Here is a 14757-nt window from a genome sequence, read left to right on the forward strand (position 1 = left end):
TCCTCATTTGGCGTCTTTGCTAACGGTATTGAGCAGGAATTTACCGATCAGGTCTTCCAGTACCAGAGACGACTGCGTGTCGTGGATGGTTCCACCATCCTTGAGGCGGGTGTCTTCCCCGCCCACGCTGATACCGATGTATTTCTCGCCCAGCAAACCCGCTGTCAGGATAGATGCTGTGGAGTCGGTCGGCAGATTGTCGACGCTTTTATCCACTTGCAGGGTTACCCGACCGGTGAAGCTGTCGCGATCCAGATCGATTGCGGTGACCTTGCCGATGGTCACGCCCGCCATGGTCACTTTGGCTCTGACCGTCAAACCGGCGATATTGTCGAAATACGCGTAAAGCTTGTAGGTATCGGTGGTCGAAGTCGGAGACAGGCCACTGACCCGCAGGGCCAGCAGCAACAAAGCCAGGATCCCTGCCAGCAGGAACAGGCCGACACCGATTTCCAGGGTGCGGTTTTGCATCAGAAATCTCCAAACATCAAAGCAGTCAGAATAAAGTCCAGGCCGAGTACTGCCAGCGAGGCGTAAACCACGGTCTTGGTGGTGGCACGGCTGATCCCCTCGGAAGTGGGTTCGCAGTCATAGCCTTGAAATACGGCGATCCAGGTGACGACAAAAGCGAACACTGCACTTTTGATGATGCCGTTGAGCACATCGTCACCGAAGCTCACGCTGTTCTGCATGTTCGACCAGTAGGAACCTTCGTAGACACCCAGCCAGTCGACGGCGACCCATGAACCGCCCCAGATGCCGACCACGCTGAAGATCATCGCCAGCACCGGCAGGGAAATGAAGCCTGCCCACAGACGCGGGGCAATGATGTATTTGAGCGGGTCGACCCCGATCATTTCCAGACTGGACAACTGTTCGGTGGATTTCATGTTGCCGATTTCCGCCGTCAGCGCCGAGCCGGCACGACCGGCAAACAACAGCGCGGTCACCACCGGTCCCAGCTCACGCAGCAGGGTCAGCGCCACCATCTGGCCGACGGCCTGTTCCGAGCCGTAACTCGACAGGATATTGAAGCCCTGCAGCGCCAGCACCATGCCGATGAAAATCCCGGACACCACGATGATCACCAGCGACATCACGCCGACGGAATGCAACTGCTTGACCAGCAGGCCAAACCCGCCGCCGATGCCGCCACGCCCGAGCAGGGCATGAAACAGGAACAGGGTCGAACGCCCGAACACTGCGACGCTGTCGATTCCGGCGAGGCCGAAACGACGCACACGCTCCATTAATGTAATTCTGCGCATCAGCGGCGCTTCCCCAGAAGATCTGCGCGGTAATCCGGCGCTGGAAAGTGATACGGCACCGGGCCGTCGGGTTCACCGGTCATGAACTGGCGGATACGCGGATCGTCCGAGCCCATCAGTTCGTCCGGCGTGCCCTGCCCCAATACCTGGCCATCACCGACCACATAGATGTAGTCAGCAATACTCGCGGTTTCGGCGAGGTCGTGGGACACCACGATGCTGGTGATTCCCAATGCATCGTTGAGCAGCCGGATCAGGCGAACCAGCACACCCATGGCGATCGGATCCTGGCCGACGAACGGTTCGTCGTACATGAGGATCTGCGGATCGAGGGCAATGGCCCGGGCCAGGGCGACCCGGCGCTTCATGCCACCGGACAGCTCGTCAGGCATCAGCTCGATCGCACCGCGCAACCCCACTGCCTGCAATTTGAGCAGGACGATGTCACGGATCATCTCCTCCGGCAGGTCGGTATGAACACGCAGCGGGAAGGCGACGTTCTCGAACACATCGAGATCGGTGAACAGGGCGCCACTCTGAAACAGCACGCCCATGTGCTTGCGCGCATCGAACAGATCGCTGCGCGACAGCTTCGGCAGGTTCTGGCCGTTGACCCAGACCTCGCCCTTGGATGGCCGCAACTGGGCGCCCATCAGGCGCAACAGTGTGGTCTTGCCGCACCCGGAAGGCCCCATGATGCCGGTGACCTTGCCGCGCGGGATGCGGATATCGACGTTATTGAAAATGCTCCGCGCACCGCGCTTGAAGGAGACTCCCTTCAGCTCGACCGCGTAGGCGTTATCGGCACTCATCTAAACTCCTTGCGATGCAGCCTCTCACTCGGACGCCTGGCTTTCTGAGGAAAGCCCCTACATCCCGGGCAGGCCGAACTGGCGGCGAACTATATCACTGCAAAGGGCAAGCGCCCAAGGCCTGCACCGGCCCGGATCTGCGAGCTGAGGGGCTTGAAGGTATATTTGGAGCGTTTTGGTAACGAGGAATGACAAAGCACGACGAACTTGCGTGAGGCTTTTCAACATAACCGCTATAATCGCCGCCTTTTCATCGGGCTATACGATTTCTGACATGAGCCAAACCAGCGACCTGATTCAATCGGCACAACGCACCATTCGCCTCGAAGTGGAAGCCGTACAAGGCTTGTTGCCCCATATCGACGCCGATTTCGTACGCGCTTGCGAGATGATTCTGGCCAGCAAGGGCCGTGTTGTCGTGGTCGGCATGGGCAAGTCCGGGCACATCGGCAACAAGATTGCCGCGACCCTGGCCAGCACCGGCACCCCGGCGTTTTTCGTGCACCCGGCCGAAGCCAGCCACGGCGACATGGGCATGATCACTCGCGATGACGTCATTCTGGCCCTGTCGAACTCCGGTTCCACCAACGAAATCGTCACTCTGCTGCCACTGATCAAGCGCCTGGGCATTCAGCTGATCAGCGTCACCGGCAACCCGCAATCGCCGCTGGCCAAGGCCGCCGAGGTCAACCTCAACGTTCACGTCGAGCACGAAGCCTGCCCGCTGAACCTGGCGCCGACCTCCTCGACCACCGCCGCACTGGTCATGGGCGACGCCCTGGCCGTGGCGCTGCTGGAAGCGCGCGGCTTCACTGCCGAAGACTTCGCCTTTTCCCACCCCGGCGGCGCACTGGGCCGACGCCTGCTGCTGAAAGTGGAAAACGTCATGCACGCCGGCCAGGAACTGCCGCAGGTACAGCGCGGCACCCTGCTCAAGGACGCGTTGATGGAAATGACCCGCAAGGGCCTGGGCATGACCGTCATCCTGGAAACCGACGGCAAGCTGGCCGGGATCTTCACTGACGGCGACCTGCGTCGCACCCTGGATCGCAGCATTGATATCCACAGCGCCACCATCGACCAGGTGATGACCGTGCACGGCAAGACCGCCCGCGCCGAGATGCTTGCCGCCGAAGCCCTGAAAATCATGGAAGACCACCGAATCAACGCGCTGGTTGTCGTGGATGAAGAGGATCGCCCGATCGGCGCCTTCAACCTCTCCGACCTGCTGCGCGCAGGAGTGATGTAAATGAGCAACGATCTGCTGCAACGCGGCAAGGCCATCAAACTGGCGGTTTTCGACGTCGACGGTGTCCTCACCGACGGGCGCCTGTACTTCCTTGAAGACGGCAGCGAGTTCAAGACTTTCAATACACTGGATGGCCAGGGCATCAAGATGCTGATGAACGCCGGCGTACAGACCGCCATCATCAGCGGTCGCAAGACTCCGGTGGTCGAGCGTCGGGCGAAGAACCTGGGGATCCCGCACCTGTTTCAGGGCCGTGAAGACAAACTGGTCGTTCTCGACGGTCTTCTGGAGCAACTGGGCCTAAGCTATGAACAAGTGGCTTACCTCGGCGACGACCTGCCGGATCTGCCGGTGATCCGCCGTGTAGGCCTGGGCATGGCCGTGGCCAACGCCGCACCTTTTGTTCGCGAACACGCTCATGGCGTCACCCAGGCTCGTGGCGGCGAAGGTGCCGCCCGCGAATTCTGCGAACTGATCCTGCGCGCCCAAGGCAGCCTCGACGCCGCCAACAATGCGTATCTGTGAGTCCAACCATGTTTAGCAAAAAGTTTCGCAACATCCTGCTGTTCGGTTGCATCGCGGCGATTTTCGGTGCGGTCGGCTACTGGAACATCAGCCCGGAACGCTTCCTCGACAAACCGCCGGTTTCGGCAGAGGAAAGCCCGATCGACTGGTACGCGACCAATACGCACACGATCCAGTACCTCGAAGACGGCAAAGTGCAGTACGAAATGACGTCCGACAAGGCCGAGCACGTCAAGGCGACCGACATTACACTGGTCACCAAGCCTGATCTGAACATGTTCCGTGGCACCGACTTCCCGTGGCACGTGACCAGCGAACGCGGTGAAGTGAACTCCGGTGGCACCGAGGTCGAGCTGATCGACTCCGTTCGGGTCAAGCGCACCGACGAAAAGAACCGCGACACCCTGATTACCAGCACACGCATGACCGTGTTCCCTCAGCAGCAATATGCGCAGACCCAGCAACCCGTTAGAATCGACGGCGCTGGCGGTGTATCGACTGGCGTAGGAATGAAAGCGTATTTGAAGGAAAGCAGGATACACCTGCTATCGAACGTAAGAGGACAGTATGAGGCTCGTTAAAACCCTCCCTATTTTGCTCAGTCTGGGCGCAGCACTGGGAAGCGTGAGCGCCTGGGCTCTGCCGAACGATCAAGAGCAGCCAATCCGCATTCAGGCCGACGATGCCCAACTGGACGACAAGAACGGCGTTGCCACCTACAAAGGCGACGTGATCATCACCCAGGGTTCGATGATCGTCAAAGGCAACACCGTGACCATGACCCGTGCGCCTAACGGCGACATCGACGTCGTGACCTCGGTCGGCAACCTCGCCTACTTCGAACAGTTGCAGACTGCCGGTGATGCCAAACCCGTTCAGGGCTGGGGCGTGACCATTCAATACCACGCACAGCAGAACCGCGTTGTTCTGATCGACAAGGCCAAAGTCGTCGACAAGGACAACAACACCACTCAGGGCGAAAAAATCGTCTATGACACGGTGAAGAAACTGGCCAGCGCCGGTCGAGCCACTGGCAGCAAGGTCACCGAAGCGCGTCCGCGCATCGACATGGTGATCCAGCCGAAGAAGAAAACCGACGAGAAAACCCAGTAATGGCAACTCTGAAAGCTCAACACCTGGCCAAGGCCTATAAAAGCCGCCAGGTCGTGCGCGACGTCAGCCTGTCGATCGACAGCGGCCAGATCGTCGGCCTCCTCGGCCCGAACGGCGCCGGCAAGACCACGTGTTTCTACATGATCGTCGGCCTGGTTCAGGCCGATCAGGGTCGGGTACTGATCGACGACCTGGACGTCAGTCACCAGCCAATGCACGGTCGTGCAAAGGCCGGTATCGGCTATCTGCCGCAAGAAGCGTCGATCTTCCGCAAACTGTCGGTGGCCGACAACATCATGGCCATCCTCGAAACCCGTCAGGAGCTCGACAAGGCCGGTCGTCGCAAGGAGCTGGAAAGCCTGCTGCAGGAATTCCACATCAGCCACATTCGCGACAACCTCGGCATGAGCCTGTCCGGTGGTGAGCGCCGCCGGGTAGAAATCGCCCGCGCACTGGCCACGGCACCGAAATTCATCCTGCTCGACGAACCGTTCGCCGGTGTCGACCCGATCTCGGTCGGCGACATCAAGCAGATCATCCATCACCTCAAGGCCAAGGGGATCGGCGTACTGATCACCGACCACAACGTCCGTGAGACGCTGGATATCTGCGAAACCGCCTATATCGTCAACGACGGCCAGTTGATCGCCGAAGGCGACTCCGCGACCATCCTCGCCAACGATCTGGTGAAGGAAGTCTATCTGGGTCACGAGTTCCGCCTGTAAGCGCGACAGCATCCGACCAGTCGTCCGGGTGCTGTAACGTTGAAACGCCTTTTTATACGCTTTTATTGTTACAGCGCTCTAGGCAAACACGACAGTTTCAGGCATATAATTTGCTTAAGTTTGGCGCTCCGGCGCCCTGTAGTGGATGGCGCATAGCGCCGGCGAATAAGGTGTTAAGCCCCTGCCATGAAACCATCGCTAGTCTTGAGAATGGGCCAGCAGCTGACGATGACACCGCAGCTGCAACAGGCCATCCGCCTGCTCCAATTGTCGACCCTGGATCTGCAACAGGAAATCCAGGAGGCTCTGGAATCCAATCCGATGCTCGAACGCCAGGAGGACGGAGACGACTTCGACAACTCCGACCCCATGGCCGACAACGCCGAACAGAAGCCCAACACCGAGATCCAGGAACCCTCCTATCAGGAGACCGCGCCGACAGTCGATAACCTCGAAGACGGCGAATGGAACGAGCGAATCCCCAACGAATTGCCGGTAGACACCGCCTGGGAAGACGTCTACCAGACCAGCGCCAGCAGCTTGCCGAGCAGCGACGATGACGAGTGGGACTTCACCACCCGCACCTCCGCCGGCGAGAGCCTGCAAAGCCACCTGCTGTGGCAGTTGAACCTGGCACCGATGTCCGACACCGATCGCCTGATCGCCGTCACCCTGATCGATTGCATCAACAATCAGGGCTATCTGGACGAAACCCTCGAAGAAATCCTCGACGCCTTTGATCCGGAACTCGACATCGAGCTGGACGAGATCGAAGCCGTCCTGCACCGCATCCAGCAGTTCGAACCGGCCGGCATCGGCGCACGTAACCTGGGCGAATGCCTGCTGCTGCAATTGCGCCAGCTGTCGGCCAAGACCCCTTGGCTGGCCGAAGCCAAGCGCCTGGTCACCGATTACATCGACTTGCTCGGCAGCCGCGACTACAGCCAGTTGATGCGGCGCATGAAGCTCAAGGAAGACGAGCTGCGGCAGGTCATCGAACTGGTGCAGAGCCTGAACCCGCGCCCCGGTTCGCAGATCGAATCCACCGAAGCCGAGTACGTGGTGCCTGACGTCATCGTGCGCAAGGACAACGAGCGCTGGCTGGTCGAGCTGAACCAGGAGTCGGTGCCGCGCCTGCGGGTCAACGCTCAGTACGCCGGTTTCGTGCGCCGCGCCGACACCAGCGCCGACAACACTTTCATGCGCAATCAGTTGCAGGAAGCCCGCTGGTTCATCAAGAGCCTGCAGAGCCGCAACGAAACCCTGATGAAAGTAGCCACCCAGATCGTCGAACACCAGCGCGGGTTTCTGGAGTACGGCGACGAAGCCATGAAGCCGTTGGTCCTGCACGACATTGCAGAAGCGGTTGGCATGCACGAGTCGACGATTTCCCGCGTAACCACGCAAAAATTCATGCATACCCCACGGGGCATATATGAACTGAAATACTTTTTCTCCAGCCACGTCAGTACCTCCGAAGGCGGCGAATGCTCGTCCACGGCGATCCGCGCGATCATCAAAAAACTGGTTGCCGCGGAAAATCAGAAAAAGCCGTTGAGTGACAGCAAGATCGCTGGTTTACTGGAGGCACAAGGCATTCAGGTGGCTCGCCGCACCGTCGCCAAGTACCGCGAATCCCTCGGAATCGCGCCTTCGAGCGAACGCAAGCGGTTGATGTAAGCCACGTTACAGCGTTCCAGTGGCAGGCTCTTCGGCCTGCCGCTTTATGCACTGGCAACGAAGGAGAAGCTGTATGCAAGTCAACATCAGTGGACACCAACTGGAAGTTACCCAGCCTCTGCGCGAGTACATCGAGCTCAAGCTCAAGAAGCTCGAAGGGCATTTCGACAAGATCACCAACGTGCAAGTTACGATGTGCGTCGAAAAACTGAAGCAGAAAATCGAAGCCACGCTGCATATTCCCGGCAATGAGGTCGTCGCAAACGCGGAACATACCGATATGTACGCTGCGATCGACGCGCTGACCGACAAGCTTGATAAACAACTCAAAAAGCATAAGGAAAAGACCCAGAGCCTGCTTCAGGGCGCTACCGGTCGATAACCCCCACCCCCATGATCCGACTTGAAAGTATCCTGACCCCCGGCCGTTCCCTGGTGAACGTGCCGGGCGGCAGTAAAAAGAAAGCCCTGGAACAAATTGCCAACCTGATCGCCCGGGAAGTCCCGGATCTGGAGATGCAAGATGTCTTCGAGGCATTGATTGCCCGTGAAAAACTGGGTTCCACCGGTTTTGGCAACGGCATCGCCATTCCCCACTGCCGCCTCAAGGGCTGCGAAGCGCCGATCAGTGCGCTGATGCACCTTGATGCCCCTATCGATTTCGACGCTATCGACGGCGCGCCTGTGGACCTGCTGTTCGTCCTGCTGGTGCCGGAAGCCGCCACCGATGCGCACCTGGAGCTGTTACGCCAGATCGCCAGCATGCTCGACCGCAAGGACGTGCGCGACAGACTGCGCAGCGCGCCAAGCAACGAAGCCTTGTACCAGGTTGTACTGGAAGAACAGAACAGGCCGTAACCATGCGCTTGATCATTGTCAGTGGCCGTTCCGGCTCGGGTAAAAGTACTGCCCTGGATGTCCTTGAGGACAACGGCTACTACTGCATCGATAACCTGCCGGCCGGTCTACTGCCGGAACTGGCCGAACGCGCCCTGATTCACACCGAGCTGGCGCAGCCACTGGTGGCGGTATCGATCGATGCACGCAATTTGCCGAGCCATCTGACCCGATTTCCGGAATTGCTCGAGGACGTACGCGCCAAGCACATTCAATGCGATGTCCTGTATCTGGATGCCGACGAAGAAACCCTGCTCAAGCGTTTCTCCGAAACTCGCCGCCGCCACCCGCTGAGCAACGCCAATCGTTCGCTGGCAGAAGCCATTCAGGATGAAAGCGCCCTGCTCGGCCCGATTGCCGATCTCGCCGACCTGAAAATCAACACCACCAACCTCAATCTCTACCAACTGCGCGACACCATCAAGCTGCGCCTGTTGAACCAGCCGGAGCCGGGTACCGCGTTTCTGGTGGAGTCTTTCGGTTTCAAACGCGGCATGCCGGTGGATGCGGATCTGGTGTTCGATGTACGCTGCCTGCCGAACCCGTACTGGAAACCGGAACTGCGCGCGCAATCCGGTCTCGATCAGCCGGTCGCCGAGTATCTGGCGGCGCAGCCGGAGGTCGAGGAGATGTACCAGGATATTTACACGTACCTGCACAAATGGTTGCCGCGCTTTGCCGCGAGTAACCGCGCTTACGTCACCATTGCCATCGGCTGCACCGGCGGGCATCACCGTTCCGTTTACCTGACCGAACGTCTTGGCCAGGCGCTGCAGAAGACCCTGAAGAACGTCCAGGTTCGCCACCGCGACCTCAGCTAAAGGATTCACACCGCGATGCCTGCTCGTGAAATCGAAATCATCAACAAGCTGGGCCTGCACGCCCGCGCATCTGCAAAGTTCGTCGGGGTGGCGGGTAAGTTTCCCGATTGCACGATCAAAGTGGGCCGCACTCCGGAAACCACGGTTGACGGTAAAAGCATCATGGCGATGATGATGCTCGCTGCGGGCAAGGGCACGAAAATCTATCTGAGTACCGAAGGCCACCAGGAAGAGGAAGCCATGCGCGCGCTGGTGGAACTGATCGAAAACTACTTCGACGAAGGCGGTTGAAACGCCTGAGGCGAAAGTAGCCCGCTCCCTCCTCCCGGTTCAGCCCAACGCGGTATCCATCACCATCATCAGACAGAAGCCGATCAGCAATCCCAGACTGGCCAGCTTCTCGTGACCATTGCGTCGCGACTCGGGGATGACCTCGTGCGTCACCACCAGCAGCATGGCGCCAGCCGCCAACGCTAATCCCAAGGGCAGCAATAGTTCGGCAAGACTGACCAGCCACGCACAGAGCAGCGCGAACATTGGTTCGACCAGACCTGACGCTGCGCCAATCAAAAACGCCTTGACCCGCGACATACCGGCACCAGCCAGTACCAGGGCAATCACCAGCCCTTCGGGCACATCCTGCAAGGCAATGCCCATGGCCAGACTGTCTGCGTCCGGCATTCCACCGCCCGCCGAGACACCGACCGCCATGCCTTCCGGGATGTTATGGGCAATGATGGCGAACACGAACAGCCAGATTCGCGGCGGAATGACCGGATGCTCGACAGTGCCGATGAGCATTTCCGGCGAAGCGCCCGACACCCGGCGATCAACCAGATAAAGGCCGAAGGCGCCGAGCATGATGCCGAAGCAAATCAGGCCGCTGGCGCCCCATGGGCTCAGTCCCAGACTTTCGGCGGCGGCGATTCCCGGCACGATCAGTGAAAACGCGGTCGCCGCCAGCATTACACCGGCGCCAAAACCCAACAGCGTATCGCCCAGCGCCTGGGGCATGTTGCGGATCACCAGCACCGGAACTGCCCCGAGTGCGGTGCCGAGGGCGCAAATCGCGCCGCCTTGCAACGCCCGCAACAACCTCGGCTCCAGATTCAGCCAATCGAGTCCGTGTGCGACCAACAGGGACATGCCCGCCAACAGCAGCAGCGAACCGATTGCGTAACGAAACATACGCCCACTTCCGATCGCCAGTGTTTCAGTGCCCATAGTCAGCCTTGGATTGTTTTTATAGGGACTTAAACCATCGCGGCCTGATAGCGCGCAGCAACTTGCGGCCAGTTGATCACGTTGTAGAACGCGCTGATGTATTCCGGCCGACGGTTCTGATAACGCAGGTAGTACGCGTGTTCCCACACGTCGAGCCCGAGAATCGGCGTGTTGCCGTTCATCAGCGGGCTGTCCTGGTTGCCGCTGCTTTCCACCACCAGTTTCTTGTCGGGCGTGACGCTGAGCCACGCCCAGCCACTGCCGAAACGGGTCAACGCGGCTTTGGTGAAGGCGTCCTTGAAGCTGTCGAGGCCACCCAGCTGCTCATCGATCGCCCTGGCCAGCGCACCGTCCGGTTTGCCACCGCCGTTGGGCACCATCACTTCCCAGAACAGCGAATGGTTGGCATGACCGCCGCCCTGGTTAATCACCGCCGCGCGCAGTTTTTCCGGCAGTTGCTGGACGCTGGCGACCAGTTTTTCCACCGGCCATTCCGCGAATTCGGTGCCCTCGACCGCAGCGTTCAGGTTGTTGATGTAAGTCTGATGATGCTTGGTGTAGTGGATCTCCATGGTTTGCGCATCGATGTGCGGCTCCAGTGCGTCGTAGGCGTAAGGCAAGGCTGGCAGGGTAAAAGCCATTTCAATGGACTCCATGGTGATGTGGGGCAGGCGCGCGGCGCGCGTTGCCGGTATCCGGGTGCAGCAAACGCTGGGTGCGCGGGTATTCGCCGTGTTCGCTGATGAAATTGAGCAGCTCGATATAGGTCTTGCTGCTCTGGCGCAGCGCCGCTTCACGCAGGGCCGGGCGCAGGCGCTCGTCCTGCATGGTCTGCAACAGCCGTTGATGGATCGCGCACAGGTACTCGGCGCTCTCCTCCGGCTGATTCAGGCGCAGATGCAGATCGGCCAGGTTGTGGTGGGAGATGACGCAGGCCGCCACCGCTTCGTCGGCATCGGCCCAGCGCTCGAACAACACTTGCGCCAGAGCCAGGGCTTGCAGGTAGGCCTCTCGGGCATCGATCAGCTCGCCCAGGATGAAGCAGCGATTGGCCCGTTCGATCGTGCGTTTCCAGTGCTCCATGGTGAACCTCCAAAGCGGTTGCGGTGCTTACACGCCGCCGGCGGTGAGTTTCTCGGGATTGAGCAACTCTTCCAGCTGGCTGCGCGACAGGTCGGTGTGCTCCAGCGCAACGTCGATCACCGGGCGACCCTGCTTGTAGGCCTGCTTGGCGATCTCGGCAGCTTTCTGGTAACCGATGATCGGGTTGAGCGCGGTCACCAGAATCGGGTTGCGCGACAGCGCTTCCTTGAGGCGCGACTCGTTGACCTTGAAGGTGGCGATGGCCTTGTCACCCAGCAAACGGCTGGAGTTGGTCAGCAACTCAATGCTGCTCAGCAGATTCTGGGCAATGATCGGCAGCATCACGTTCAGCTCGAAATTGCCTGATTGACCGGCGATGGTGATCACCGAGTCATTGCCGATCACTTGCGCAGCTACCATGGCGGTGGCTTCCGGGATCACCGGGTTGACCTTGCCTGGCATGATCGATGAGCCCGGCTGCAGGCCCTCAAGCTCGATTTCACCGAGCCCGGCGAGCGGGCCGGAGTTCATCCAGCGCAGGTCGTTGGCAATTTTCATCAATGAAACGGCGGTGGCCTTGAGCTGGCCCGATACGGCCACAGCGGTGTCTTGCGAGCCGATCAGGGCGAACAGATCCTTGCCCGGCGTGAACTGGACGTTGGTCAACTGGCTCAATTGGCGGCTGAAACGCGCAGCAAATTCCGGATGCGCGTTGATTCCGGTGCCGACCGCCGTGCCGCCCTGGGCCAGGGATTGCAGGCTTGGGAGCAAATCCTGCAGGTGACCGATATTGGCCTTGAGCTGCTGCGCCCAGCCGTTGAGCACTTGGCTCAGGCGTACCGGCATGGCGTCCATCAAGTGGGTGCGACCGGTCTTGACGTGATGATGGACCTGTTCGGCCTTTCGCTCGATCACCTGCACCAGGTGCAGCAGCGCCGGCAGCAGTTGTTCGTGCAGGGCCAATGCGGCGCTGACGTGGATAGTGGTCGGAATGATGTCGTTGCTGCTCTGCCCACAGTTGACGTGGTCGTTGGCGTTCACCGGTTCGTCGAGCAAGCGGCTGGCCAGGGTGGCGATCACTTCATTGGCGTTCATGTTGGAGCTGGTGCCGGAACCGGTCTGGAAGATGTCCACCGGGAAATGCCGCATGAAGTCGCCTTCCAACAACCCTTGGGCGGCATCGCTGATGGCTTTGCCTTGCGCTGCGCTGAGCTGGTTGAGTTCAACGTTGGCGCGCGCGGCGGCCGCTTTGGCCAGAATCAGGGCGCGGATGAACTGGGTCGGCATCGGCTTGCCGCTGATCGGGAAGTTATCCACTGCGCGCTGGGTCTGCGCGCCGTAGAGAGCGTCCACCGGCACCTGCAGTTCGCCCATGCTGTCGCGCTCAATACGTGTCTTGGTCATCGGTAAATCCTTGGACTAATTCAATGAGAGGAATCGAGGGTTGCAACTCGCAGGTGGCGAGCTGCCAGGTGTAGCTTTGCCAGCGCTTGAGCCGGCACTTGCACAGCGACAGGCGCTCCATTTCACGCAAGGGGCGCCAGGCTTGATCGAGACACAGGCTGCGCCAGTGCCACGGCAACGCGATATCGGTGGCCGTGTCGAGCAGCAGACGGAAGGAGGTTTCAGCGATCATCCAGGGCGAGGTCGCCGTGCAGCAGGCCAGATACCGGCCTTCGGCCAGGTAATGTTCGATCAGTCGTGGTTCGTCGGGATCCATCGCGCAACGGATCTGGCGACTCATCCAGCGCCAGCTTTCGAGGTACGGCTGCTCGTGCAAGGCAGAACTCATGATCCTGGGCTCATCCGATAATGAGATTTATTATTAGATGATAATGAGAACCAAAACAAGGGTGGCTTTTCAGCTGCCCTGAGCAGCCCAAAAAATATGCAGACATGAAAAAGGCGCGCCACCCAATCGGGTGACGCGCCTTTTTGTGTACCGGCCTGGGCTTAGCTGCCAGCGACAGTCATCTTTTCGATCAACACCGAACCGGTGCGAATGTTGCTGCGCAGTTCCAGATCGTTACCCACCGCGACGATCTGCTTGAACATGTCGCGCATGTTGCCGGCGATGGTCACTTCCTGCACTGCGAACTGGATTTCACCGTTCTCGACCCAGAAACCTGCCGCACCACGCGAGTAATCCCCGGTCACCATGTTCAGACCATGACCCATCAATTCGGTGACCAACAGGCCACGACCCATGCGTCGCAGCAAGGCGGCCTGGTCTTCATCGCCATGGGTGACGAACAGGTTATGCACACCGCCCGCGTTGGCGGTGCTCGGCATGCCGAGTTTGCGACCGGAATAGGTGCCGAGGATGTACGAGACCAGCTCGCCTTTCTCGACGAACGGTTTGGCATAGGTCGCCAGGCCGTCACCATCGTAGGAAGCACTGCCCATGGCACGCATCAGATGCGGACGCTCGTCGATGGTCAGCCATTCCGGGAACAGCTTCTGCCCCAAAGTGCCTTCGAGGAACGACGATTTGCGGTACAGACTGCCGCCGGAAATCGCCGACAGGAAGCTGCCGAACAACCCACCCGCCAGTTCCGCCGAAAACAATACAGGCACTTCGCAGGTCGGCACCGGGCGCGCACCCAGGCGACTCGCCGCGCGCTGTGCCGCACGCTGGCCAATGCTCACCGGATCCGCCAGCAAACTGCCCTGGCGGTTCACGTCATACCAGTAGTCGCGTTGCATCTGGCCATCGGCCTCGGCGATCATCACGCAGCTCAGGCTGTGCCGGGTCGACGCATAACCGCCGATGAAACCATGGCTGTTGCCATACACGCGGCAGCCCTGATGAGTGCTCAACGTGGTGCCATCGGCATTCTTGATGCGCGCATCGGCGTCGAACGCAGCGGCTTCGCAGAGCAACGCCTTCTCGATGGCCTGCTCCGGCGTGATGTCCCATTCGTGGAACAGGTCGAAATCCTGAATATCCCTGGCCATCAGCGCGGCATCGGCCAGCCCCGAGGCTTCGTCTTCCGAAGTGTGCTTGGCAATCGCCAGCGCGGCGGCGACGGTCTCGCGAATCGCATCCGGCCCGGTGGCAGACGTGCTGGCAGAACCCTTGCGCTGGCCGACATACAACGTGATGCCAAAACCCTGATCGCGGTTGAACTCGACCGTTTCGACTTCACGCTGACGCACCGACGTCGACAGGCCCTGCTCCAGCGACACCGCCACTTCGCAGGCACTGGCACCCTGACGCTGGGCTTCGGCGATGATCTGCTCGACCTGTTCCTGCAGTGCCGGCAATGCCTGTGGGCCGACGCTTTCAACTGCACTCATGCTCATCTCCACTCAAATTCTGCTTTCGGCTGGGGCCTTCGAGCGACCGGGCCGGACAAG

19 protein-coding genes are annotated in these 14757 nt (G+C 60.0%); 10 read left to right on the forward strand and 9 right to left on the reverse strand.

Annotated features, from left to right (window positions below; genetic code table 11):
- Positions 1 to 3: 3 nt before the first annotated feature.
- The 3 genes from mlaD to ACKUG4_RS08130 are packed head-to-tail and all read right to left on the reverse strand — an operon-like array spanning position 4 to position 2080.
- Positions 4 to 471: an outer membrane lipid asymmetry maintenance protein MlaD gene (gene mlaD, locus ACKUG4_RS08120; protein WP_007953559.1), complete on the reverse strand. Its 468-nt coding sequence runs from the start codon at positions 469 to 471 to the stop codon at positions 4 to 6.
- A complete protein-coding gene (gene mlaE / locus ACKUG4_RS08125) occupies positions 471 to 1268 on the reverse strand; it encodes a lipid asymmetry maintenance ABC transporter permease subunit MlaE (RefSeq protein ID WP_007953561.1) in 798 nt (265 codons plus the stop codon). The genes mlaD and mlaE overlap by 1 nt, the downstream gene beginning before the upstream one ends.
- The gene (locus ACKUG4_RS08130) at positions 1268 to 2080 is read right to left on the reverse strand and encodes an ATP-binding cassette domain-containing protein (RefSeq protein ID WP_064593401.1); all 813 of its coding nucleotides are present in this window, start codon (positions 2078 to 2080) and stop codon (positions 1268 to 1270) included. The genes mlaE and ACKUG4_RS08130 overlap by 1 nt, the downstream gene beginning before the upstream one ends.
- A gap of 274 nt (positions 2081 to 2354) precedes the next feature.
- Between ACKUG4_RS08130 and ACKUG4_RS08135 the strand changes: the two genes are divergently transcribed.
- The 10 genes from ACKUG4_RS08135 to ACKUG4_RS08180 all read left to right on the forward strand — a co-directional run bounded on the left by ACKUG4_RS08135 (position 2355) and on the right by ACKUG4_RS08180 (position 9381).
- Positions 2355 to 3329 carry a KpsF/GutQ family sugar-phosphate isomerase gene (locus ACKUG4_RS08135; protein WP_064593399.1) on the forward strand — a complete coding sequence of 325 codons (975 nt, stop codon included), beginning with the start codon at positions 2355 to 2357 and terminating at the stop codon, positions 3327 to 3329.
- On the forward strand, positions 3330 to 3854 hold the full coding sequence (locus ACKUG4_RS08140; RefSeq protein WP_085611339.1) for a KdsC family phosphatase: 525 nt from the start codon (positions 3330 to 3332) through the stop codon (positions 3852 to 3854).
- A gap of 8 nt (positions 3855 to 3862) precedes the next feature.
- A complete protein-coding gene (lptC, locus tag ACKUG4_RS08145) occupies positions 3863 to 4435 on the forward strand; it encodes an LPS export ABC transporter periplasmic protein LptC (RefSeq protein ID WP_007953568.1) in 573 nt (190 codons plus the stop codon).
- A complete protein-coding gene (gene lptA / locus ACKUG4_RS08150) occupies positions 4422 to 4967 on the forward strand; it encodes a lipopolysaccharide transport periplasmic protein LptA (RefSeq protein WP_064593398.1) in 546 nt (181 codons plus the stop codon). The genes lptC and lptA overlap by 14 nt, the downstream gene beginning before the upstream one ends.
- Complete coding sequence (gene lptB, locus ACKUG4_RS08155) at positions 4967 to 5692, forward strand: LPS export ABC transporter ATP-binding protein (protein ID WP_007953572.1); 726 nt, start codon at positions 4967 to 4969, stop codon at positions 5690 to 5692. Before lptA ends, lptB begins: the two co-directional genes overlap by 1 nt.
- Before the next feature lie 186 nt (positions 5693 to 5878).
- Positions 5879 to 7372, forward strand: a complete 1494-nt coding sequence (locus ACKUG4_RS08160; RefSeq protein WP_011332472.1) for an RNA polymerase factor sigma-54 — start codon at positions 5879 to 5881, stop codon at positions 7370 to 7372.
- A 73-nt stretch (positions 7373 to 7445) separates the two neighbouring features.
- Positions 7446 to 7754 carry a ribosome hibernation-promoting factor, HPF/YfiA family gene (gene hpf, locus ACKUG4_RS08165; RefSeq protein WP_011332471.1) on the forward strand — a complete coding sequence of 103 codons (309 nt, stop codon included), beginning with the start codon at positions 7446 to 7448 and terminating at the stop codon, positions 7752 to 7754.
- 11 nt (positions 7755 to 7765) lie between these two features.
- Complete coding sequence (gene ptsN, locus ACKUG4_RS08170) at positions 7766 to 8230, forward strand: PTS IIA-like nitrogen regulatory protein PtsN (RefSeq protein ID WP_007953580.1); 465 nt, start codon at positions 7766 to 7768, stop codon at positions 8228 to 8230.
- A 2-nt stretch (positions 8231 to 8232) separates the two neighbouring features.
- Positions 8233 to 9090, forward strand: coding sequence for an RNase adapter RapZ (rapZ, locus tag ACKUG4_RS08175; RefSeq protein WP_064593397.1), 858 nt, complete (start codon positions 8233 to 8235; stop codon positions 9088 to 9090).
- A gap of 15 nt (positions 9091 to 9105) precedes the next feature.
- Complete coding sequence (locus ACKUG4_RS08180) at positions 9106 to 9381, forward strand: HPr family phosphocarrier protein (protein ID WP_064593396.1); 276 nt, start codon at positions 9106 to 9108, stop codon at positions 9379 to 9381.
- Positions 9382 to 9420: 39 nt separating this feature from the next.
- Here the strand turns inward: ACKUG4_RS08180 and ACKUG4_RS08185 are convergent, their stop codons facing one another.
- The 6 genes from ACKUG4_RS08185 to pmbA all read right to left on the reverse strand — a co-directional run bounded on the left by ACKUG4_RS08185 (position 9421) and on the right by pmbA (position 14697).
- Entirely contained in the window at positions 9421 to 10314 is an 894-nt protein-coding gene (locus tag ACKUG4_RS08185) for a ZIP family metal transporter (protein WP_445433786.1), read from the reverse strand.
- Positions 10315 to 10343: 29 nt separating this feature from the next.
- Positions 10344 to 10955 (reverse strand): superoxide dismutase, encoded by a 612-nt coding sequence (locus tag ACKUG4_RS08190; protein ID WP_039769285.1) that lies wholly within the window; start codon positions 10953 to 10955, stop codon positions 10344 to 10346.
- A 1-nt stretch (position 10956) separates the two neighbouring features.
- Entirely contained in the window at positions 10957 to 11397 is a 441-nt protein-coding gene (locus ACKUG4_RS08195; RefSeq protein ID WP_445433787.1) for a DUF2753 family protein, read from the reverse strand.
- Positions 11398 to 11424: 27 nt separating this feature from the next.
- Positions 11425 to 12801: a class II fumarate hydratase gene (locus tag ACKUG4_RS08200; RefSeq protein ID WP_064593391.1), complete on the reverse strand. Its 1377-nt coding sequence runs from the start codon at positions 12799 to 12801 to the stop codon at positions 11425 to 11427.
- Positions 12782 to 13189: a FagA protein gene (locus ACKUG4_RS08205; RefSeq protein ID WP_085647688.1), complete on the reverse strand. Its 408-nt coding sequence runs from the start codon at positions 13187 to 13189 to the stop codon at positions 12782 to 12784. Before ACKUG4_RS08205 ends, ACKUG4_RS08200 begins: the two co-directional genes overlap by 20 nt.
- Before the next feature lie 161 nt (positions 13190 to 13350).
- Positions 13351 to 14697 carry a metalloprotease PmbA gene (gene pmbA / locus ACKUG4_RS08210; RefSeq protein WP_409348318.1) on the reverse strand — a complete coding sequence of 449 codons (1347 nt, stop codon included), beginning with the start codon at positions 14695 to 14697 and terminating at the stop codon, positions 13351 to 13353.
- Between the last annotated feature and the right edge of the window lie 60 nt (positions 14698 to 14757).

This window comes from Candidatus Pseudomonas auctus (assembly GCF_048654275.1).
In the GTDB taxonomy this organism is placed as follows: Bacteria; Pseudomonadota; Gammaproteobacteria; order Pseudomonadales; family Pseudomonadaceae; genus Aquipseudomonas; species Aquipseudomonas pharyngis.